22 protein-coding genes are annotated in these 20,480 nt (G+C 42.2%); 17 read left to right on the top strand and 5 right to left on the bottom strand.

Translation table 11 applies throughout. The features are described 5' to 3' along the window. The first annotated feature begins 77 nt into the window (after nucleotides 1–77). The gene (locus AACZ11_RS00110) at nucleotides 78–2,117 is read left to right on the top strand and encodes a dihydrofolate reductase (RefSeq protein ID WP_290625954.1); all 2,040 of its coding nucleotides are present in this window, start codon (nucleotides 78–80) and stop codon (nucleotides 2,115–2,117) included. Nucleotides 2,118–2,164: 47 nt separating this feature from the next. Here AACZ11_RS00110 and AACZ11_RS00105 read toward each other — a convergent pair whose 3' ends face one another. Continuing rightward, entirely contained in the window at nucleotides 2,165–2,353 is a 189-nt protein-coding gene (locus tag AACZ11_RS00105) for a hypothetical protein (RefSeq protein ID WP_290625952.1), read from the bottom strand. 71 nt (nucleotides 2,354–2,424) lie between these two features. Here AACZ11_RS00105 and AACZ11_RS00100 point away from each other — a divergent pair, with 71 nt between their 5' ends. Continuing rightward, on the top strand, nucleotides 2,425–2,811 hold the full coding sequence (locus AACZ11_RS00100; RefSeq protein WP_290625951.1) for a nucleoside triphosphate pyrophosphohydrolase family protein: 387 nt from the start codon (nucleotides 2,425–2,427) through the stop codon (nucleotides 2,809–2,811). Between the two features lie 12 nt (nucleotides 2,812–2,823). Here AACZ11_RS00100 and AACZ11_RS00095 read toward each other — a convergent pair whose 3' ends face one another. Next, complete coding sequence (locus AACZ11_RS00095; RefSeq protein ID WP_290625949.1) at nucleotides 2,824–3,891, bottom strand: branched-chain amino acid aminotransferase; 1,068 nt, start codon at nucleotides 3,889–3,891, stop codon at nucleotides 2,824–2,826. Nucleotides 3,892–4,001: 110 nt separating this feature from the next. On the opposite strand from AACZ11_RS00095, the gene AACZ11_RS00090 reads away from it, so the two are divergent. The 3 genes from AACZ11_RS00090 (at nucleotide 4,002) to AACZ11_RS00080 (ending at nucleotide 6,275) form a co-directional block, all read left to right on the top strand. Further along, nucleotides 4,002–4,532, top strand: a complete 531-nt coding sequence (locus tag AACZ11_RS00090; RefSeq protein WP_290625947.1) for a DUF4920 domain-containing protein — start codon at nucleotides 4,002–4,004, stop codon at nucleotides 4,530–4,532. A gap of 2 nt (nucleotides 4,533–4,534) precedes the next feature. Next, nucleotides 4,535–5,203, top strand: coding sequence for a tRNA (5-methylaminomethyl-2-thiouridine)(34)-methyltransferase MnmD (gene mnmD / locus AACZ11_RS00085; RefSeq protein WP_290625945.1), 669 nt, complete (start codon nucleotides 4,535–4,537; stop codon nucleotides 5,201–5,203). Nucleotides 5,204–5,372: 169 nt separating this feature from the next. Then, nucleotides 5,373–6,275 (top strand): TIGR01777 family oxidoreductase, encoded by a 903-nt coding sequence (locus tag AACZ11_RS00080; protein ID WP_290625943.1) that lies wholly within the window; start codon nucleotides 5,373–5,375, stop codon nucleotides 6,273–6,275. 54 nt (nucleotides 6,276–6,329) lie between these two features. Here AACZ11_RS00080 and AACZ11_RS00075 read toward each other — a convergent pair whose 3' ends face one another. Then, nucleotides 6,330–6,995 (bottom strand): YceI family protein, encoded by a 666-nt coding sequence (locus AACZ11_RS00075; RefSeq protein WP_290625941.1) that lies wholly within the window; start codon nucleotides 6,993–6,995, stop codon nucleotides 6,330–6,332. Between the two features lie 158 nt (nucleotides 6,996–7,153). On the opposite strand from AACZ11_RS00075, the gene AACZ11_RS00070 reads away from it, so the two are divergent. The 9 genes from AACZ11_RS00070 (at nucleotide 7,154) to AACZ11_RS00030 (ending at nucleotide 16,627) form a co-directional block, all read left to right on the top strand. Further along, the gene (locus AACZ11_RS00070) at nucleotides 7,154–7,717 is read left to right on the top strand and encodes a nucleotide exchange factor GrpE (protein WP_290625940.1); all 564 of its coding nucleotides are present in this window, start codon (nucleotides 7,154–7,156) and stop codon (nucleotides 7,715–7,717) included. Between the two features lies 1 nt (nucleotide 7,718). Further along, nucleotides 7,719–8,834, top strand: coding sequence for a molecular chaperone DnaJ (gene dnaJ / locus AACZ11_RS00065; protein ID WP_290625939.1), 1,116 nt, complete (start codon nucleotides 7,719–7,721; stop codon nucleotides 8,832–8,834). Between the two features lie 251 nt (nucleotides 8,835–9,085). After that, nucleotides 9,086–10,012, top strand: coding sequence for an ABC transporter ATP-binding protein (locus tag AACZ11_RS00060; RefSeq protein WP_290625938.1), 927 nt, complete (start codon nucleotides 9,086–9,088; stop codon nucleotides 10,010–10,012). 8 nt (nucleotides 10,013–10,020) lie between these two features. Continuing rightward, the gene (locus AACZ11_RS00055; RefSeq protein WP_290625937.1) at nucleotides 10,021–11,322 is read left to right on the top strand and encodes an ABC transporter permease; all 1,302 of its coding nucleotides are present in this window, start codon (nucleotides 10,021–10,023) and stop codon (nucleotides 11,320–11,322) included. Nucleotides 11,323–11,327: 5 nt separating this feature from the next. Continuing rightward, the gene (locus AACZ11_RS00050; RefSeq protein WP_290625936.1) at nucleotides 11,328–12,254 is read left to right on the top strand and encodes a mechanosensitive ion channel domain-containing protein; all 927 of its coding nucleotides are present in this window, start codon (nucleotides 11,328–11,330) and stop codon (nucleotides 12,252–12,254) included. Between the two features lie 11 nt (nucleotides 12,255–12,265). Further along, nucleotides 12,266–13,156: a DUF6268 family outer membrane beta-barrel protein gene (locus tag AACZ11_RS00045; RefSeq protein ID WP_290625935.1), complete on the top strand. Its 891-nt coding sequence runs from the start codon at nucleotides 12,266–12,268 to the stop codon at nucleotides 13,154–13,156. 1 nt (nucleotide 13,157) lies between these two features. Continuing rightward, the gene (locus AACZ11_RS00040) at nucleotides 13,158–14,321 is read left to right on the top strand and encodes a sigma-54 dependent transcriptional regulator (protein WP_290625934.1); all 1,164 of its coding nucleotides are present in this window, start codon (nucleotides 13,158–13,160) and stop codon (nucleotides 14,319–14,321) included. A gap of 6 nt (nucleotides 14,322–14,327) precedes the next feature. Next, a complete protein-coding gene (locus tag AACZ11_RS00035; RefSeq protein ID WP_290625933.1) occupies nucleotides 14,328–15,206 on the top strand; it encodes a PPK2 family polyphosphate kinase in 879 nt (292 codons plus the stop codon). An 8-nt stretch (nucleotides 15,207–15,214) separates the two neighbouring features. Then, nucleotides 15,215–16,627, top strand: a complete 1,413-nt coding sequence (locus AACZ11_RS00030) for a M28 family peptidase (RefSeq protein ID WP_290625932.1) — start codon at nucleotides 15,215–15,217, stop codon at nucleotides 16,625–16,627. On the opposite strand, the gene AACZ11_RS00025 is transcribed toward AACZ11_RS00030, so the two are convergent. Continuing rightward, nucleotides 16,624–17,079 carry a DUF1801 domain-containing protein gene (locus tag AACZ11_RS00025; protein WP_290625931.1) on the bottom strand — a complete coding sequence of 152 codons (456 nt, stop codon included), beginning with the start codon at nucleotides 17,077–17,079 and terminating at the stop codon, nucleotides 16,624–16,626. The two genes, AACZ11_RS00030 and AACZ11_RS00025, sit on opposite strands and share 4 nt — an antisense overlap. 90 nt (nucleotides 17,080–17,169) lie before the next feature. On the opposite strand from AACZ11_RS00025, the gene AACZ11_RS00020 reads away from it, so the two are divergent. From AACZ11_RS00020 to AACZ11_RS00010, 3 genes are read left to right on the top strand one after another with little or no spacing between them, the layout of a single operon-like run. Beyond that, entirely contained in the window at nucleotides 17,170–18,564 is a 1,395-nt protein-coding gene (locus AACZ11_RS00020; RefSeq protein WP_290625930.1) for an MATE family efflux transporter, read from the top strand. A 9-nt stretch (nucleotides 18,565–18,573) separates the two neighbouring features. Then, nucleotides 18,574–18,804, top strand: a complete 231-nt coding sequence (locus AACZ11_RS00015) for a hypothetical protein (RefSeq protein WP_290625929.1) — start codon at nucleotides 18,574–18,576, stop codon at nucleotides 18,802–18,804. A 5-nt stretch (nucleotides 18,805–18,809) separates the two neighbouring features. Then, a complete protein-coding gene (locus AACZ11_RS00010; RefSeq protein ID WP_290625928.1) occupies nucleotides 18,810–19,379 on the top strand; it encodes a phosphatase PAP2 family protein in 570 nt (189 codons plus the stop codon). On the opposite strand, the gene AACZ11_RS00005 is transcribed toward AACZ11_RS00010, so the two are convergent. After that, on the bottom strand, nucleotides 19,363–20,480 hold a 1,118-nt coding region (locus AACZ11_RS00005; protein ID WP_290625927.1), incomplete at its 5' end, for a hypothetical protein. The genes AACZ11_RS00010 and AACZ11_RS00005 overlap by 17 nt on opposite strands.

Genomic DNA, 20,480 nt, shown 5'->3' with positions numbered 1-20,480 from the left:
TGGTTATTTGTGCTAAGATAATCAATTTTAACGTTTAATATTTTGCTACATTTGCTGAAAACCAATAAAACTTTCAAATGAAGAATACTTTTTTTATAGCCATGGCTATGAGTGGGTTATTGTTTTTTTCTTGTGGCGATGACAAGAACAAGAAAGAACCCCAAGAAGTTGCTACGGTTGAAACGACCGATTTCGACTATAATGTAGATCAGTTTGCTGACCTGCGAATTCTACGCTATCAAGTTCCCGGCTGGGAGCAGTTGTCACTTAATGAACAAAAATTAGTGTATTATCTGGTACAGGCCGGTTTAGAAGGTCGTGATATCATGTGGGATCAAAACTACCGTCATAATCTGACGATTCGCAATGCACTGGAGAAAATATATACTACTTATGAAGGGGATAAAACTACAGAGTACTGGAAAAACTTCGAGATTTATCTTAAAAGAGTATGGTTCTCTAACGGTATCCATCATCATTACTCCAATGATAAGTTGAAGCCGGATTTTTCGGCCGACTATCTGCGTACCTTACTCACCGAAACCAATACGACCTTAGAGGGTGAAGCCTTTGATGTGATCTTTAACGATAAGGATTCAAAAAAAGTGAATCAGGCAAAAGGTGTGGATAATGTAGCGCTTTCTGCGGTAAACTTTTACGGTCCCAATGTGACCAATGAGGATGTGATCTCTTTCTACAGTAAAAAGAAATCTCCCAATCCGGACAAGCCGTTGTCTTTTGGTTTAAACTCTCAATTAGTAAAGGAAAACGGACAACTTAAGGAAAGAGTATATAAATCGGGAGGGTTGTATGGCCCGGCCATCGACCGAATCGTTGAATGGCTCGAGAAAGCTCAAGAGGTTGCAGAGAACAAAGCGCAAGGCGATGCTATTGGATTGTTGATTGAATACTATAAGACGGGAGACCTTCAAACTTGGGATGACTATAATGTGGCATGGACTGCAGCAACTGAAGGAAACATCGACTACATCAATAGCTTTATTGAAGTATATAACGATCCGCTAGGATATCGAGGATCTTACGAGAACATCGTGCAGATTAAAGATTTCGACATGTCCCAAAAAATGGCGGTGCTTTCTGAAAATGCGCAGTGGTTTGAAGACAACTCACCTTTGATGGATGAGCATAAGAAGAAAAATGTAGTAGGGGTGACCTATAAAGTTGTAAACGTGGCCGGCGAAGCAGGTGATGCTTCCCCAAGTACACCTATTGGTGTGAACTTACCTAACGCCAACTGGATTCGTGCAGCCGTTGGAAGCAAATCGGTTTCTTTAGGAAATATCATAGAAGCCTACAATAATGCCGGAAGTTCGGGTCGTCTCGAAGAATTTGTCCACGATGAAGAAGAACTGGCTTTGGAGAAGGAATACGGTCAAATAGGGGATAAATTACACACCGCTTTGCACGAAGTGATCGGTCATGCTTCAGGTCAATTGAACCCGGGTGTGGGTGAGACCAAAGAGACCCTAAAGAATTACGCTTCCACTTTAGAAGAAGGGCGCGCCGACCTTGTAGGACTTTACTATTTGTACAACCCTAAATTGCAGGAGTTAGGATTGGTGGACGACTGGAAAAAAGTGGGGATGGCTGCTTATGACGGGTATATTCGCAATGGTTTAATGACCCAATTGATTCGTTTGAACTTAGGAGATGATGTGGAAGAGGCTCACATGCGTAACCGTCAGTGGGTTTCGGCTTGGGCGTATGAAAAAGGAAAAGCCGAGAATGTGATCGAGAAAGTAACACGAGACGGTAAGACCTATTACAATATTAATGATTACGACAAATTACACGAGCTTTTCGGAGAATTGCTACGAGAGACCCAACGAATCAAATCGGAAGGGGACTATGCGGCGGTAGAAGCACTTGTGGAAGATTACGGTGTGAAGGTAGACCAGACTCTACATGCCGAAGTATTGGAACGTAATGAGAAATTCACCTCGGCGCCTTATAGCGGATTTGTTAATCCGGTGATTGTGCCTAAGATGAATGATGCCGGAGAGATCGAGAGTTTTGTTATGGAGCAGCCTGCATCTTTTGAAGAGCAAATGTTGATGTATTCTAAAGAGTACAGTAATTTGCCGGAGAAGAATTAGACCATTTCTTACAGTATTTATAAAAGAGCCACCTCCGGGTGGCTCTTTTAATGCTTTAAAACCGACTTTACAAGCAATAACAAGCCTACGAATACCATAAATCCAACCAAGACCCAAAGACTTCCTTTGTATTGTTTTTTGTGTAGTTTACGATCCTTTCTGTAGCTAATTACCATTAAGATCACAAAAGCAGTAAAGAAGCAGACCGCAAAAATTAACTGATTGGTAGTAAACATAAATTTGTAGTTTTACAAATGCAAAAATACAATACATATACATAAGAAACCGTACCTAATCCTTCCTATCTATGAAAAATAAAATTGCCGCTGTCCAAGAATTTCACGAAGCCTTCGGATTGGGAATAAAACAACAGCCTACCGCCGATCTCGGTATAAAGAAGAATCTCCTCAGGTACGAACTAATGCGTGAGGAAAATGAAGAATATCTGGAAGCAGCTAACAGTAATGATCTTGTGGAAGTGGCAGATGCCTTGGGAGACATGCTCTATATTCTCTGCGGTACCATCATTGAGCATGGCATGCAACATAAGATCGAAGAAGTGTTTAACGAGATCCAGCGCAGTAATATGAGCAAACTTGGAGCCGACGGTAAACCCATTTACAGGGAAGACGGAAAAGTTTTGAAGGGTCCCGGGTATTTCAAGCCCGATATTCTGTCGATTCTTGAGTCTTAACAGTAAGCTTTGTTAGATCTTATACCGCCAACCAAACGGATCTTCACTGCGGTTGTATTGAATATCATTAAGGGCTTTTTTAAATCGAACTGCATACGAGTCCGCTACCTTTGCAATATCGTAAACATCTTCTTTGTACCCAAACGCACTAACCGGACTTATCACCGCGGCAGTTCCCGAACCAAAGATCTCTTTTAGTGAACCATCTTTGGAAGCATTCACTAGTTCTGTAACACTTAGCGGACGCTCTTCTACGGTGATACCGTCCCTTTTTGCCAAAGCGATCACGCTCTTTCGGGTAACCCCATCCAAAATCCTATCACCGGTAGGCGCTGTGATGAGGGTATCATTGATTCTGAAGAAAACATTCATCGTTCCGGCTTCTTCTAAATATTCGTGCGTATTGGCGTCAGTCCAGATCACTTGCTGAAATCCTTTTTCACGCGCCAAATTGGTAGGGTAGAACTGTGCGCCGTAATTTCCGGCAGCTTTCGCATAACCTACGCCGCCATTTGCAGACCGACTGTATTTTTCGGCAATGACAACTTTTACGTCTCCCGTATAATAGGCATTCACAGGACATAATAGAATCATAAACTTATACTCGGTAGAAGGAGAGGCCGAAACACCGGCTTCTGTCGCCATCACAAACGGACGAATATACAGAGAATTACCCGCCCCCGGTTTGATCCATTCACGATCTAGCTCCATCAATTTGTGCAATGCCTCAAAGAACAGATGTCTGGGAAATTCGGGAATGGCCAATCGCTTGGCAGACGTATTGATTCGTTTAAAGTTTTCTTCCGGTCGAAATAAAAACACATCGCCTTGGTCGTCCTTATATGCTTTCATCCCTTCAAAAACTGCTTGTCCGTAATGAAACACCTTGGCAGCAGGTGAGATCGTTAACGGTCCGAAGGGTCTAATAACAGGCTGGCTCCAAGCGCCATCTTTATAATCACATTCGAACATATGATCTGTAAAGGTCTTTCCGAAAACAAGATTGTTAAAATCAACTTCATGTATTCTCGAACTTGTATTTTTTTTAACCGCTATGTTGTCCTCGGTAGTATGATTCATGGGTAGGATGTTTAGTCCACAAAATTATAGAAAATTTAGACCATAAAAAATCAAAAAAAGTAATAAAATTGCAGTATATTAATAGTTCATACAATTCTGAAACAAGTACCATGAAAAATTTATTGATTCTGGCGATGCTCCTGTTCATCGCGGCAAGTTGTAACGAAGATAAGAAAAAAGAGACCCCGGTCGCCGAAACCGATACAGTCGAAATGGCATACCATTCGTTTGGTGAAGAGATAACCGATGCCAATGTGATGTCGCAAGATGAAATCGTTGAAAAATATAAGAGCTTAAAACCCGGCGATACGGTGGCTGTAAAATTCACTTCCCAAGTAAAAGAAGTGTGCCAGAACAAAGGGTGCTGGATGCGCATGGATATGGGTGAAGAAGAGGCTATGGTTAAATTTAAGGACTACGGTTTCTTTATGCCGAAAGATATTGCAGGGCAGATGGTGATCGTTGATGGGGTAGCCTTTGTAGAAGAGATGAGCGTGGAAGAGCAACGTCATTATGCCGAAGATGCCGGAAAGTCGAAGGAAGAGATTGCTGCCATTACAGAGCCTAAACGTACATTATCATTTATATCTTCGGGAGTTTTGATCCCTACGGAAGCTACTTCTGAAGTAGAAAAACAATAGTTTTGAAACGTGAATTCCTTACTACGGCAGATGGGTCGGTAACAATCCATTTGCCGGAATGGAATGAACAATACCACTCCAAACACGGTGCTATTGCCGAAGCAAAGCACGTTTTTATTCGTGCTGGATTACATTATTTTACGAAAGCACACCCAGATCAAAAGACAATTGAACTCCTAGAAATTGGTTTTGGTACCGGTTTGAATGCTTTGCTAACGGTCGTGGAAGCCGAAACCCTTTCCCGCACTATCAATTACACGGGTGTCGAAGCCTATCCCGTGGCAACTTCCGAAGTAGAAAAATTGAACTACCCGGCACTACTATCCGTTCCGTTTAGCACCTTTCAGGCTTTGCACGAAACGGTTTGGGAAGAATTTTTTCAAATCGAACCGGGGTTTGCCCTGCGAAAGCAGCAAAAAAAGTTTTCGGAGATCGATGAGAACCAACGCTATCACCTTATCTATTTTGATGCTTTTGGAGCACGCGTACAACCTGAACTTTGGACAGCGTCCATCTTCTCAAACATGTATAAAGCATTGAAACCCGGTGGTGCCTTGGTGACCTATGCAGCCAAAGGAAGTGTTCGAAGAGCGATGCAAGCTGTTGGTTTTACCGTAGAACGACTTGCAGGTCCTCCCGGTAAACGTGAAATGTTACGCGCCGTTAGGTGAGGAACATTCGAGTTTTCTCTCACATGTTACGCGCCTTTAGGGGTGCTATTTTTTGCTCAGATTGAGATGTAAAAATTCACATTTTAGAAGACCTTTTCCTTTACTCATAATGTTGCGTTAAACCCATTGTAGATTACTCTTCTTCTTTGTAATTTAAATAAAAAAAATTATGAAGATTTTGATCACGGGTGCTACCGGACTTATAGGTAGCAGATTGTCGGAGAAATGTATAGAACAGGGGATGACCGTGCATTATTTGACCACCAGCAAAGATAAACTTGAGAATAAGGAGCGTTATAAAGGTTTTTATTGGGATCCTGAAAAGAATGAAGTCGACACCGAGGCATTTCAAGGGGTGTCGGTCATTGTAAATCTGGTCGGGGCAACCGTGTCCAAACGATGGACAAAGAGCTACAAGAAGGTGATTATGGAGAGCCGGACTCACACCGCTAACCTTATTTTTAAAACCCTACAGCAAATCCAACATGACATCAAACATTTTATTTCGGCTAGTGGTGTAAGTATCTACCCCAATTCAAAAACTAAACTATATACCGAAGAAAATAAAGAGGTCGATGATACTTTCTTGGCCGAAGTGGTTTTGGCCTGGGAAGCCGCAGCCGATCAGTTTAAAAGCTTGGGAATGGAAGTGACCAAAGTGCGAACCGGCGTTGTCCTCTCTGCCGAAGATGGAGCTTTGCCAAAAATCGCAGCCCCCGTTAGATCTTGGTTGGGAGCTCCCTTGGGTTCCGGAAATCAGTGGCAATCTTGGATACATATTGACGATATCGTTGGGATTTACTATCACATTCTCACGAATGAGCTTGAAGGCATTTTTAATGCAGTAGCACCCAATCCGGTGACTAACAAAAGATTGACAAAACAGATCGCTTCTAAACTCGAAAAACCGCTCTGGTTGCCCAATGTACCCGGTTTTCTAATTCGACTTGCTTTGGGCGAAATGGCAGTAATCGTTCTCGAAGGACAATTGGTAAGTTCCCGGAAGATCGAAGAACACCGGTATATATTTCAATATTACAACTTGGAGAATGCGATTGACGATCTATTATAAACAAGTTCGGGCGGCCTAAGGCCGCCCGAAAAATGGCATAAATTTTCAAATTTTTTATTTACTTCCGTGAAGTTCAATTACCAATTCTACTTCATCGTTAATGAATTGGTCACCCAAATTATCAAAAACAGACTTAGAACCGTAATTTACATTCCATTTCGTTCTGTCGATCGAGAATGGTTTGCTTTTTAAGAAGACGTCATCTCCGGGAAAGGATACCACTGCAGGAAACTCTATATTATGGGTCACATCTTTGATGGTAAGATTTCCTTTTACAGTAATGTTTCCACCTTCACCCTCTACCTCAGTAAGCTCAAAAGTAGCTGTTGGGTATTGCGTGACATTGAAAAAATCGCCTTCCTTACCTTCCACGGTTCCTTTTAAGTGCGCCTCTAGATTTGCTTTTTTCTCACCCTCTAGATCCAGATCGGTAATTGAGTTCATATCGATCGTAAAATTACCTGCCTGGATATCACGGTCGTTTGCAGAAAGTGTACCCGAAGCTAATTTTACCGTACCATTATGTGAACCTGTAGGTTTGGCACCTACCCATTTAATCACCGATTTTTCGGTATTGATCGTGTATTGCGTTGCTTCGGTGGTAGCTTCTGCTACCTCTTGTTCTTCTGTGGTATTGGCTTCATTACCGTTTCCTTTGCAGGCCACGAGACTTGTAGTAATACATGCTATGACAGCGAACTTTAAAATTAGTTTATTCATTCTTTTAGTTTGTTACTAGGTTAAACCACAAATGTATTTAATTCATTGAGCAAATCCTCTTAAGGAATTATTAAAATAAGACGGTGACATTTTGACATTTTACCACAAATGGCAGTACTTTTGCTTCCTTCTGAAAGAAATTGAAAAGAACTTCATCTATGAGTAAGAAAGATAAGAACAAACAGGCTGTGGCCGAAGAAGAAGTACAAACACAAGATCGAAATGCATCTTTAGAAGATTCAAATAAGACCGAAAAAGACGTGGAGCCGCTGGACTCTATGGAACAATTTCAAAAGGATCTCGAGGCCGAAAAAGATCGATACTTACGCCTCTTCGCCGAGTTTGAAAATTACAAGAAGCGCACAGGGCGTGAGCGTATTGAATTGTTCAAAACGGCAAGTCAGGATGTGATGGTCGCACTGTTGCCTGTCATGGACGATTTTGACAGAGCCTTGAAAGAGATCGAGAAATCTGAAGACGATAATCTCTATAAGGGGGTGGAATTAATAAACAATAAGCTTAAAGAAACGCTCCGTTCAAAAGGGTTAACCCCTATTGAGACAAATCAAGGCGATGTGTTCGATGCCGAAATTCATGAAGCTGTGACACAAATACCGGCCCCTTCAGATGCGCTAAAAGGAAAGATCATTGATGTGATCGAAAAAGGATATACATTGGGTGAAAAGATCATTCGCTATCCAAAAGTGGTTATAGGACAATAAGATGAAACAAGATTATTACGAAATTTTAGGGATCTCTAAAGGAGCCACAACGGCCGAAATAAAAAAAGCATACCGAAAAAAAGCGATCGAGTTTCACCCGGATAAGAATCCGGGCGATGAGAAAGCGGAAGAAATGTTTAAAAAAGCTGCCGAAGCATATGAAGTGCTCAGCGATCCTAATAAACGCTCCCGTTACGACCAGTTTGGCCATCAAGCTTTTGAAGGTGGTGGTTTTGGCGGCGGTGGCATGAACATGGAAGATATTTTCAGTCAGTTTGGAGATATCTTTGGAGGTGCTTTTGGCGGCGGTGGGTTTGGTGGATTTAGCGGATTTGGTGGTGGTCGCCGAACCGTGAAAGGGAGCAACCTGCGTATTCGTGTCCAATTAACACTGGAAGAGATCGCCAACGGAGTAGAAAAGAAGATAAAAGTAAAGCGAAAGAAAGTAGCTCAAGGGACTACTTACACCACATGTGGCACATGTAACGGCCAAGGGCAGGTAACACGGATTCAAAACACCATACTAGGACGTATGCAAACCTCTGCTACGTGCAGTACCTGTGGAGGAAGCGGACAGGTAATTGAAAAGAAACCAGCCAATGCCGATGCACAGGGGATGCTGGTAAGTGAAGAAACGGTTTCTATAAAGATCCCTGCAGGGGTTGTAGATGGTATGCAATTGAAAGTTTCTGGGAAGGGTAATGACGCACCTGGAAACGGTATTGCCGGCGACCTATTAGTGGCGATTGAAGAAAAACCGCATCCAACCCTGCAACGAGAGGGGGATAATTTACATTACGATTTATATATAAGTTTTTCTGAAGCAGCCTTAGGAGCTTCCAAAGAGATCGATACGGTTACGGGAAAAGTGAGAATCAAAATCGAATCTGGTACGCAAAGCGGAAAGATCTTGCGCTTGCGAAGCAAAGGAATACCGAGCGTGAATGGCTATGGTGCGGGAGATCTGTTGGTTCATATAAATGTTTGGACACCAAAATCCCTTTCCAAAGAACAACGGGAATTCTTTGAAAAGATGGAAAAGGACGATCATTTTCAACCTAAGCCAGAGAAGGAAGACAAATCATTTTTTGAAAAAGTGAAAGATATGTTTTCTTAACTAAAAGTTAATATTTCATTTTTTTTACATATATTTGAGTATCGCTATATCTTTTAGCGATAATTTTTCTTTTTCATAGCAATTTTTTTCCCACCCTTCTTTTTTTAAGAGGGTGGGTTTTGTTTTTAATAATAGTCGTTCAAAAACTGTAACGAACCAATCATTATGTTTACAAACTATAGGAATTTACATTTCTCAAGCCGACGGCTTCAATAACAAATCAATATCTTTATAGCCTAGCATCACAGCATATGGAAAAACTCTTAGTAGCACAGAATGTCTCTAAAACATTTGGAAATTACAAAGCCCTGAATGATGTCTCTATCGAAGTTCCTAAAGGAAGTATTTTTGGACTTTTAGGTCCAAATGGAGCAGGAAAGACTACCTTCATTCGTATCATTAATCAAATTACTATGCCGGATACAGGTAAGGTCTTCTTAGACGGAGAGCCCTTACAACCCCATCATATTCAGTATATAGGTTATCTTCCGGAAGAGCGAGGCTTGTACAAATCCATGAAGGTGGGGGAGCAGGCATTGTATCTTGCACAATTGAAGGGCTTGTCGCATCAAGAAGCAAAAACTCGTTTGAAATATTGGTTCGATCGTCTCGATATTGGCGATTGGTGGAACAAGAAGATACAAGAGCTTTCCAAAGGGATGGCACAAAAGATACAGTTTGTTGTCACGGTATTGCACCAGCCTAAGTTGCTTATTTTTGATGAACCCTTTAGTGGTTTCGACCCTATTAATGCAAACCTCATCAAAGACGAGATCCTTACACTTAGAAACGAAGGTGCGACCGTGATCTTCTCCACACACCGCATGGAATCTGTAGAGGAAATGTGCGATCATATTGCACTTATTCATAAATCCAACAAAATTTTAGACGGAAAACTTATTGATATCAAACGAGCGTATAAATCCAATACCTTCGAAGTAGGATTGCACACGCAAAACCCGGAGGCTGTGACTGCCGAACTGCACGAGAAGTTTGAAGTCTCACCGGCTACCTTTAAAAGTATCAATAATGAACTACAGTATAAGATCAAAATTCCGGAACACGCCTCACCCAACGATCTGGCAAGCTACCTCACTACACAGGGACAGCTTACGCATTTTGTGGAGGTGATTCCTTCAGCAAACGATATTTTTATTGAAACGGTACAAAAAAACTAATTTGCCTTATGAACCATTTGTCTCTCATTATTAAACGAGAATACCTCAATAAAGTTCGCAATAAGTCCTTTATCATCATGACCTTCTTAAGTCCGCTAATTATGGTGGGGATCTTTACCTTGGTAGCATATCTTTCGCAACTCAATAACGATAAGGTGAAGTTTATTTCGGTATTGGACGAAAGCGGTCTCTTTACAGACCAATTTACAGATACACCCAGTCTTCAGTTCAAACTGTTGTCCAACACATCGTTGGAGGAGGCGAAAAGCGCTTCCGAAGAGAACAGCGATTATGGTCTTTTATATATTCCGAAGACAGCCACTATTGACGATCTTTCCAAAGCGATCACATTTTACTCTGAAGATTCACCTTCCCTTATCGTTATGGATGATATTGAAGATGCCATTGAAGAAAGGACGAATACACTGAAGCTGCGTGAGGCCGGTATCGATGCACAAACCATTAAAGACCTCCGTATTCGAATTGACGCCAATCTGGAGACCTTTCAGGGAGAAGAAACATCAAAACTGGGATCGGGACTTAAATTGGCGTTTGGCGGTGCTGCGGGATACTTGCTTTTCATGTTCATTATTATCTACGGAAACATGATCATGCGCAGTGTGATCGAAGAAAAGACCAGTCGCATAATTGAGGTGATTATTTCTTCAGTTAAGCCCATAAAATTACTTTTAGGAAAGATCTTCGGAACGACCTTGGCAGGAATTACGCAGTTTTTAGCATGGGTGATCCTTATAGGGGTGCTTAGCGCTGTGGTAACATCCATACTGGGTATTGACCCGTCGGCAGTGCCGAGTCCGCAACAGGAAATGATCGAAAGCGGTGGTATGGAAAGTGTCGCCCAGGATGTAATTATGGAGATCGCCAATCTGCCTCTTGCAAATTTAATCGTCATGTTCATCCTGTTCTTTATTGGGGGCTATCTTCTATATGCATCTCTTTACGCTGCCATTGGGGCTGCTGTAGATAGTGAAACAGATACACAGCAGTTTATGCTCCCAATTTTAATGCCGTTGATCTTAGCCGTCTATGTGGGATTCTTTACGGTAATTGAAAATCCGCATGGAACCGTCTCTCAAGTATTTTCCTATATACCGTTCACCTCTCCCGTTGTAATGTTAATGCGAATTCCTTTTGGAGTGCCCATGTGGCAACAAATACTATCGGTTGTTATTTTATTTGCTACTTTTATTGGGACCGTTTGGTTTGCCGCTAAGATCTACCGTGTAGGTATTTTGATGTACGGTAAGAAACCAAGTTATAAGGAATTGATCAAGTGGCTTAAGTATTAACATACATGCAGGAAGAAAAAGTAACAGAGAAGATTTCCGAAGTAGTCAAAGAAGATATCTGGGGGGCTATTCAAGATTTTTTGGAACTCGGAATTCATTTTGGTGAAGGCGAAAAACAGATCGATATTACCATTGGGTTGTTGATTCTGGTAGTTATTTCTTTCCTTATCGCCAGCTTTCTACTCAAATGGATACGTATCCTGTTCACCCGAAAGATGGAGGAGACCGATAAACTTAAATTCATAAGTGTCTTTAAGTTTATAAAATACGTCACCTATATTATTGTGGTGTTTGCTGTCCTTAGCGTAGCAGGTATTAATATTACTCCGTTTCTCGCCGCTTCGGCTGCCTTACTGGTAGGGGTGGGACTCGCACTTCAAGACCTGTTTCAAGATATTATTGGCGGGATCTTTATTATTGTAGATAAATCCCTCTTGGTTGGAGATGTGATTGAAGTTGATGGTAAGGTGGGGCGTGTTATCGACATTAAATTGCGCACTACAAGGGCGCTAACCCGGGATGATAAGATCGTTATTATACCCAATCACAAATTCATTTCCGATACGATCTTCAATTATACTCAAAACCATCGAACCACCCGTGAATTTGTCCGAGTGGGCGTAGCCTACGGAAGTGATACGCGCTTGGTTGAAAAATTATTACTTGAGAGTGTTGCAACTCAAAAAGGTGTGTTAAAAAATCCTAAACCTTTCGTAATGTTTGAAGATTTTGGGGATTCTGCTCTTATCTTTAGTGTGTTGTTTTTTATAAACGACAGCTTTGTGGACCCACGGATCAAAAGTGAGATTCGATTTCGAATCGATGGACTTTTCAGAGAGAACAATATTACCATTCCGTTCCCGCAAAGAGATGTTCACTTATTTACAAACTCACTTAACACAGATCTCACCTCCAACATGGGGAAAGATTGACACACGATTTTATGAAAAAGCTCTTAGTAGTATGCGCCTTTTTTTACACCTTTAATTCCCTTGTTTTTAGTCAGACCACCGATCTGGCTCGTATCGAATACCTTCACATCCCTTTTGGCAATTCAAACAATTCAATTAGCAGGTATCGTGCCTTAGTTCAAGCGCCTATTCCTTTAAAGGTGGGAAGCGGGAAGTTCTTGGTGATTGGTCTGGAATACAGGTATGTTGACATTCGCATTGAAGAAGATGTGCCTTTCGACCCTTCCCTAGTAAGCTCTGTACAGCAAATGGACGGATATATCGGCTACACATATAAGTTGGAGAACGATTGGCGTTTAGGGTTCAAAGCCGGAGTTCAGATACAGTCCAACCTTGAAGGCGATCTGGTGAGTGATGATTTCATCTATCACGGAGCAGTCTATGCCATCAAAGACATGAAGAATGATTCTATCGAGAAGCCTTACAGGTGGATACTTGGGCTTACTTATTCTACAACACCCGGAAGGAATTTCCCGTTACCGCTCATTAATTATTATAAAGAATTCCATCCTAATTGGACCTATACCTTAGGGGTTCCGAAAACCAACGTGCGGCACTACCTCAACAACAGTCATAAAGATGCGTTGCAGGCTTTTGTAACATTGGACAATTTCTTCGGAAATGTTCAAAACAACATCAATATTCCCGGAAATCCGGTACTGGGAGAAAATATTTCCATGACGAACGTGATCGCCGGTTTGGGGTATGAACATTTCTTTACAGAACATTTGCTATTCTACGCCTACGGTGCACATTCGGTTCACAACGAATTCCGTTTACGCGATAACGATAGAGAGACCGCATACATTATTAACGATGAAAACACCTTTTACATTCGGGGTGGAATAAAATTTAAATACTAGCATGCCAAAAATCTTAATTATTGAAGACGAAGCCGCCATTAGAAGGGTACTTGTTAAAATTCTTTCCGAAGAAAGTGACACGTATGAGGTCACCGAAGCAGAGGACGGACTATCAGGTATCGAACTTATAAAAAAGGAGGATTACGACCTCATACTCTGCGATATAAAAATGCCTAAAATGGATGGGGTGGAAGTCCTTGAGGCTGTAAAGAAAATAAAACCCGAAATCCCGATTGTAATGATCTCCGGACATGGCGATCTGGATACTGCGGTCAATACGATGCGCTTAGGCGCTTTCGACTACATATCTAAGCCACCCGATCTTAACAGGTTGCTCAATACCGTTCGTATTGCACTAGATCGTAAGGAACTTGTAGTTGAGAATACGCGTCTCAAGAAAAAAGTAAGCAAAAACTACGAGATGGTGGGAGAGTCCAAGGCTATTTCCCATATAAAGGAAATGATTGAGAAAGTGGCTCCTACCGAAGCCCGGGTATTGATCACAGGACCCAATGGCACCGGAAAAGAACTTGTTGCGCATTGGTTACACCAAAAGAGTGATCGCTCTAACGGAACTATGATTGAAGTGAATTGCGCCGCCATACCCAGTGAACTTATTGAGAGTGAACTGTTCGGACATGTAAAAGGGGCGTTTACTTCGGCAAATAAAGACCGTGCCGGAAAATTTGAAGCCGCTAATGGCGGTACGATCTTTTTAGATGAAGTAGGAGACATGAGCCTTTCAGCACAGGCTAAAGTGCTGCGAGCGTTGCAGGAGAATAAGGTACAGCGGGTGGGTAGCGATAAGGACATTAAAGTGGATGTGCGTGTGATCGCTGCGACTAATAAAGACTTAAAAAAAGAAATTGAAGAAGGGAATTTTCGGGAAGACCTCTATCACCGTTTGGCGGTGATCCTTATTAAAGTGCCGGCGCTAAACGAACGCAGGGAGGACATTCCGCTACTTGTAGACTACTTTGCGAAAAAGATTGCCGAGGAGCATGGAACCTCCAATAAAAAGTTTTCAGAAAAAGCTTTAAAACTGCTTCAAGAGTACGATTGGACGGGGAATATTCGAGAATTACGCAATGTTGTTGAACGATTGATTATCTTAGGGGGATCGGAAGTAAGCGAGCAGGACGTGAAATTGTTCGCTTCCAAGTAACAAAGTATGAAGAATTTAAACGTTTCAGCACACAAGATCACAACATCCGTAACTATTGAAGACCTTCCCACCCGCCTGGATCTGGAAGCTTCCAAAAAGACCATAGAAGATGAGCTTAAGGATATCCGAAAAAAATTGGGTGACCTGCAAGATACTATGTATGCTCACGGTAAGTATGCTGTTTTAGTGTGTTTACAGGGCATGGATACTGCCGGAAAGGACAGTTTGATACGAGAAGTTTTCAAAGATTTCAATGCACGAGGGGTCGTGGTACACAGTTTTAAGGTACCTACCGAACTGGAACGGAAACACGATTTCCTATGGCGCCATTATATCGCATTACCGGCTCGAGGTAAGTTTGGTGTCTTCAATAGAACACATTACGAGAATGTCCTGGTCACCAGAGTACATCCGGGATATATTCTGGGAGAATACCTTCCGGGAATCGAATCGGTAGATGATATAGATTCAGCATTCTGGGACAGGCGTTTTGAACAGATCAATGCCTTTGAAAAGATCATCGCTCAAAATGGCACCCTCATTTTTAAATTCTTTTTGAATCTTTCAAAAGATGAGCAAAAAAATAGACTGCTCCGTCGCCTCAACAAACCCAACAAGAATTGGAAATTCTCCCCCGGCGATCTGGAAGAGCGAAAGCTTTGGCCCAAATACATGAAATGTTATGAAGATATTTTAAATCGTACTTCTAAAGAGCATGCTCCTTGGTACAATATTCCGGCAGACGATAAACCTACGGCACGTTTGTTGGTAGCTTCCATACTTCTGAATGCATTGAAGGAATATAACGATATTAAAGAACCGGAACTGGACGATGAGGTGAAAGCCAAACTCTCTGAATACAAAGAACAATTACGAACTGAATAATATCCCCTATGAGAACGCTTCTACTGGCTGTATGTGGCCTGTTGTTTATTACTGAAAGTATTGCCCAAACCAATTTTGAACAGGATTCACTGAAGATTCGCTCTATATTCGACATGGCCTTGTTGGATGGCAAAAGCTATGAATGGTTGGACTACTTATCTAATGAGATTGGAGGTCGCTTATCGGGTTCCCTCGAGGCTGAACGTGCCGTAAAATATACAGAAAACGAATTGAAAGAACTGGGTCTCGACCGGGTTTGGTTGCAGCCTGTCATGGTTCCCAAATGGACCCGAGGGCTGCCGGAATATTCGTATATTGAAACAGCACCCGGAATTACGTCCATAGCAGATATTTGTGCATTAGGAGGATCTGTCGCCACACCCGACGGAGGTCTTAAAGCTGAAGTGATCGAGGTACAAGGCATTGAAGATCTTGCGCGCTACGGAAGAGAAAACATCGAAGGAAAGATCGTTTTTTACAACCGGCCCATGAGAGCAGATCTCATTCATACGTTCGAAGCGTATGGAGGGTGCGTAGACCAACGGTATTCCGGAGCCATGGAGGCTGCAAAATACGGTGCTGTGGGCGTTGTGGTGCGCTCTATGAATTTACGTATGGACGATCTTCCACACACGGGAACTATGAACTATGGGGATCTTCCTGCAGAGCAGCGTATTCCGGCCTGTGCCATTAGTACGAATGGAGCCGAATACCTTAGTAGTGCCTTAAAACTGAAACCGGATCTTCAATTCTATTTTAAGCAAAATTGCAAGACCTTCCCCGATGTACAATCCTATAATGTCATTGGTGAAATGACAGGTAGCGTGTATCCTAATAAATATATTGTAGTTGGAGGTCATTTGGATTCTTGGGATCTGGGGGATGGTTCTCATGATGACGGTGCAGGATGTGTACAGTCCATGGAAGTACTGCGGCTGTTTAAGAAAATCAATTATACACCTAAACACACCATACGGGTGGTTCTATTCATGAACGAAGAAAACGGATTGCGGGGTGGGAATAAATATGCCGAAGAAGCAAAATTAAAAAGGGAACAGCATGTATTTGCCTTAGAAAGTGATGCCGGAGGATTTACACCGCGAGGTTTCTCTTTTGATACCGACGATGCCAATTTTAAGCAGATTAAAAGTTGGGAGCCGTTATTTAAACCCTACCTCATTCACTATTTTGAAAAAGGGGGAAGCGGTGCCGATATAGGTCCGTTAAAGGACAATGGAATCGTTCTGGCAGGACTTCGCCCGGATTCCCAACGCTATTTCGATCACCATCACGCTGCAAACGATACCTTCGATGCGGTCAATAAACGGGAATTGGAATTGGGAGGTGCCGCCATGGCTAGTTTGGTCTATTTAATGGACAAATACGGGACGAAGACCGAAATGTCATCGGTCAAGAATTAATTCTTGATCACTTTCTCGTACCGCGCTATCCACGCATCGGCTGTCATTTTGCCCGCAAGCTCACCTATTAATTCATAGGGGATCTTGTTCATGTTCTTAAAACGAATACAGCTCTTACCCATGTCTAATTTTCCGGAAACGTGCTTTGGATATTCCGAAGTGAACCAATCTAGCAACTTTGGATCACTATAGATTCCCATATGGTAAAATCCTATGTGATTCTTTTGAGAGGCAAGACTCATAAACGGGAGCGGTTGTGTGGGATCACAATGGTATCCTTCAGGATACTTAGCGTGCGGAACGACATAACCTATCATGCCATAAGCCATGGTTTCTTCAAAACCTTTAGGTAGGTTCTCCAGTATTGTGCTTCTTAATTTTGAAATGATTTTCTTTCGCTCTTCAGGGAGTTCTTCAATGTATTGATCCGGTGTCGTTGCTTTCGATTGCATGATATCGATAATTAAATGATAAATATAAAGAACTTTTATGCGATTAAAAAGACGTGTTTTCTACCTTAGCACTTTCTAAAGTTACCTGCCTTGCTTTCAAATTACACCAAAGAGTTTAAATACAACCTTTCTCTGGCGACCCCTGTTATTTTGGGAATGTTAGGGCATACCTTGGTTGCATTGGTAGATAATATCATGGTAGGACAATTGGGGACGGCAGAATTAGCCGCTGTTTCTTTGGGAAACAGTTTTATGTTTATCGCCATGTCTTTAGGAATCGGGTTTTCAACGGCTATCACCCCATTGGTAGCGGAGGCTGATGGTAAAGGTGATTTTGCGGAAGGTAAATCTTCTTTTAAGCATGGCCTTTTTTTATGTACGGTATTAGGAATTGCACTTGTGTTAATGGTCTTTCTTGCCAAGCCGCTCATGTACGCTATGAATCAACCGCCTGAAGTAGTTGAGTTAGCCATGCCGTATCTCAATTTGGTAGCAGTTTCCTTACTTCCGCTTATCGTTTTTCAGGGTTTCAAGCAATTTAGCGATGGCTTATCTTTAACCCGCTATCCCATGTATGCGACCATTGCTGCAAACGTTGTAAATGTCTTGCTCAACTATGTATTCATCTTTGGGAAATTTGGATTCCCCGAATTGGGAGTCGTAGGTGCTGCCATTGGGACCTTGGCTTCACGTCTCATCATGTTGGGCTACCTTTGGTATTTACTTTCCAAGCACTACAAAGCGAGAGCATATGTGACCCAAATTAAGTTCTTTACGCTTACTAAAAACATGCTTAAAAAGGTGATCAATTTAGGTTTTCCTTCTGCTATGCAAATGTTCTTTGAAGTGGCCATTTTTACAGCTGCTATTTGGCTATCCGGAATTCTAGGCAAGAATCCTCAGGCAGCCAATCAGATTGCATTGAACCTGTCTTCCATGACTTTCATGGTGGCCATGGGCTTCAGCGTCGCTGCAATGATACGTATTGGTAACCAAAAGGGAATGAACCGATTTAGAGAATTGCGACGAATTGCTTTTTCTATTTTTTTATTAACTACCTTAATGGCTATGGTATTCGCAGTGCTGTTCATGTTGTTCAACACAGCGCTGCCAAAACTATATTTGGATTATGATGACCTAACAAATTTCACCGATAATTTTGAAGTGGTCGCTATCGCTTCCAAGCTTATGTTAATTGCAGCTGTCTTTCAAATTAGCGATGCGGTTCAGGTGGTCGCATTAGGAGCACTTCGGGGAATGCAGGATGTAAAGATTCCTACGGTGATTACTTTTGTTGCATATTGGTTGGTAGGATTTCCAATCTCATTTTACTTAAGTATGTACAGTGATTATGGCAGTTCGGGTATATGGATCGGTTTGTTGGCGGGGCTAACGGTTTCGGCTTTGTTATTATTCATCAGATTTAATTATCTTTCAAAACAATTGATCCTTTCAGAAAATGATCACGCACAGATACCTTCTTAAATTATAACTATGGACTTTCCTAAATACTTGCTTGGCGACAATACAGATTATCCTACGGCGATCTTTGTGATTCATACTGAATTTCCTCGCTTCATTATTAACTTGGAGAACGATGAGGTCGAGTGGTTGGAGGAATTCGATCAGCACGACCAAAAAGAATTGGAGGCAGAGACCGAGAACTACATCAAAGAAGCAACAGAATTCTACGATCGAGAGATCGCCAGATACGAAGATAATTAAGTTGCATGGAAGAACTGCTGCGTTGGGATACCGAACTTTTTACATGGCTCAACTCCTTGGGAAGTGAGCCATGGGACGGTTTTTGGCAGATCGTAACCCTCAAATGGACCTCCATACCGCTCTATGCCATTTTATTGTATTTAATTTACAAGCAATATGGTCTAAAGGGAACCGCCGTGATTGCTGTTACTGCAGCGCTCTTGATCACTGCAACCGATCAGCTGGCAAACCTGTTTAAATATGGCATTCAGCGTCCGCGACCGTGCCAAGTTGAAGAGTTACAGGCGACCATACGATTTGCTGCCGAAAGATGTGGTCGATACGGCTATTTTTCGGCTCATGCTGCCAGCTCCATGGCGACGGCCGTCTTCACAGGCTTATTACTACACCGATGGTACCGATATCTTCCCTTTCTGCTCCTATTTTGGGCAGTGTTGTTAGGATATAGCAGAATATACTTAGGGGTACATTATCCCTTGGATGTGATCACGGGAATGGCTGTTGGAGGAATATTGGGTTTGCTTTTCTTCAAACTTCAATTGTGGTATCGCAGGCGCACTACTTCGGCTTTGTAACCAGATAGAGGTCGCGCCACAAGCGAGTTTTGTGTGAAGCATCTTCTTTCCCTTTTGCGTTCATATCGTAACGAGTCACTTTCCGAAGGGTATAATGAGAAAATGTTAGTTCAAAAGAAGTTCGTTCTTCTTCGGTGACCAGCACACCAAAACGTGTTTCATCGGGCAGTTTTATGGATCCTTCTTTTTGCAGGACCGGGAGTTTACCGCCGTAATCCCACACCAGCTCGGGGGTTACAAAAGAATATTCGTACACGGTCAGGTTTTCTTCCTCTTGCCAGCTCCGCAGTTGGGAAAATCCTTTGTAGTCCGGATTTACGGTAAGGGCTTTGGCCATAGGCATTCCAAAACAGATCACGGCCACAATAAAAGCTATGGTAAGATAAAAAACGGCTCGAATGTTTCTTCGGAAAAGATGTTTAAACAGCAGAAGACCAATGCCCAAAAGACTTATAGAAAGCAATACAAACCAGAGCCATCTACCGGCTAAGGAATCCTTCAGAAGGAAATATCCCGCCAATGGAAATACGAGGCCGATGCTCGCAATCAATCCGAAATTGAAATAGACAGGCCACGTTTCACGTCTGTTTTTTATTTCTGAAAATCTTCGAAAGAGATATTCTATATAAAAAGCGGTATTCAGCGCCAACGGAATGAGTACGGGAAGCAGATATCGCGATTTCTTCTCGGGGATGACAGATAGGAGCACTACAGAAACCAGAGTCCATAAAAGTGTGAACAAATAGCCTTTTTTATCGAACACGCGATCTTTGAGGTACGGATACAGCAATCCGATAAAGGCGGGAATGGTCCACACACCGCTTTGTGTAAAGAAGTTCCAGTAATAATAGAACGGACGCACATTATAACCGGTCCAATTCTCTGTTTCCCTGCGCGTGATCTCGGCAACAGCTTCGGGATCATAGGTGTACGTATACCAATGCCACCATCCCGATAATGCAATACTAACCAACAGGAAAACGAACAGCGGTAAAATTCGTTGCTTTAACCGTTTATATTTGTAGACAACTCCGAAGGAAATCAAGAAAGGCAACAGCAAGGCATAGGCCGAAACGGGTCCCTTGCTCATAAAACTAAATC

This window comes from uncultured Altibacter sp., assembly GCF_963972995.1.
Classification (GTDB): Bacteria; Bacteroidota; Bacteroidia; order Flavobacteriales; family Flavobacteriaceae; genus Altibacter.
Note: the sequence above shows the minus strand (reverse complement) of the source record. Positions and strands in the feature narration are given on the sequence as shown.

What these genes read in the sequence shown, in the direction of transcription:
- AACZ11_RS00110 (WP_290625954.1), top strand. Translation starts at nt 78, where the DNA reads ATGAAGAATACTTTTTTTATAGCCATGGCTATGAGTGGGTTATTGTTT.
- AACZ11_RS00105 (WP_290625952.1), bottom strand. Translation starts at nt 2,353, where the DNA reads ATGTTTACTACCAATCAGTTAATTTTTGCGGTCTGCTTCTTTACTGCT.
- AACZ11_RS00100 (WP_290625951.1), top strand. Translation starts at nt 2,425, where the DNA reads ATGAAAAATAAAATTGCCGCTGTCCAAGAATTTCACGAAGCCTTCGGA.
- AACZ11_RS00095 (WP_290625949.1), bottom strand. Translation starts at nt 3,891, where the DNA reads ATGAATCATACTACCGAGGACAACATAGCGGTTAAAAAAAATACAAGT.
- AACZ11_RS00090 (WP_290625947.1), top strand. Translation starts at nt 4,002, where the DNA reads ATGAAAAATTTATTGATTCTGGCGATGCTCCTGTTCATCGCGGCAAGT.
- AACZ11_RS00080 (WP_290625943.1), top strand. Translation starts at nt 5,373, where the DNA reads ATGAAGATTTTGATCACGGGTGCTACCGGACTTATAGGTAGCAGATTG.
- AACZ11_RS00075 (WP_290625941.1), bottom strand. Translation starts at nt 6,995, where the DNA reads ATGAATAAACTAATTTTAAAGTTCGCTGTCATAGCATGTATTACTACA.
- AACZ11_RS00070 (WP_290625940.1), top strand. Translation starts at nt 7,154, where the DNA reads ATGAGTAAGAAAGATAAGAACAAACAGGCTGTGGCCGAAGAAGAAGTA.
- dnaJ (WP_290625939.1), top strand. Translation starts at nt 7,719, where the DNA reads ATGAAACAAGATTATTACGAAATTTTAGGGATCTCTAAAGGAGCCACA.
- AACZ11_RS00060 (WP_290625938.1), top strand. Translation starts at nt 9,086, where the DNA reads ATGGAAAAACTCTTAGTAGCACAGAATGTCTCTAAAACATTTGGAAAT.
- AACZ11_RS00055 (WP_290625937.1), top strand. Translation starts at nt 10,021, where the DNA reads ATGAACCATTTGTCTCTCATTATTAAACGAGAATACCTCAATAAAGTT.
- AACZ11_RS00050 (WP_290625936.1), top strand. Translation starts at nt 11,328, where the DNA reads ATGCAGGAAGAAAAAGTAACAGAGAAGATTTCCGAAGTAGTCAAAGAA.
- AACZ11_RS00045 (WP_290625935.1), top strand. Translation starts at nt 12,266, where the DNA reads ATGAAAAAGCTCTTAGTAGTATGCGCCTTTTTTTACACCTTTAATTCC.
- AACZ11_RS00040 (WP_290625934.1), top strand. Translation starts at nt 13,158, where the DNA reads ATGCCAAAAATCTTAATTATTGAAGACGAAGCCGCCATTAGAAGGGTA.
- AACZ11_RS00035 (WP_290625933.1), top strand. Translation starts at nt 14,328, where the DNA reads ATGAAGAATTTAAACGTTTCAGCACACAAGATCACAACATCCGTAACT.
- AACZ11_RS00030 (WP_290625932.1), top strand. Translation starts at nt 15,215, where the DNA reads ATGAGAACGCTTCTACTGGCTGTATGTGGCCTGTTGTTTATTACTGAA.
- AACZ11_RS00025 (WP_290625931.1), bottom strand. Translation starts at nt 17,079, where the DNA reads ATGCAATCGAAAGCAACGACACCGGATCAATACATTGAAGAACTCCCT.
- AACZ11_RS00015 (WP_290625929.1), top strand. Translation starts at nt 18,574, where the DNA reads ATGGACTTTCCTAAATACTTGCTTGGCGACAATACAGATTATCCTACG.
- AACZ11_RS00010 (WP_290625928.1), top strand. Translation starts at nt 18,810, where the DNA reads ATGGAAGAACTGCTGCGTTGGGATACCGAACTTTTTACATGGCTCAAC.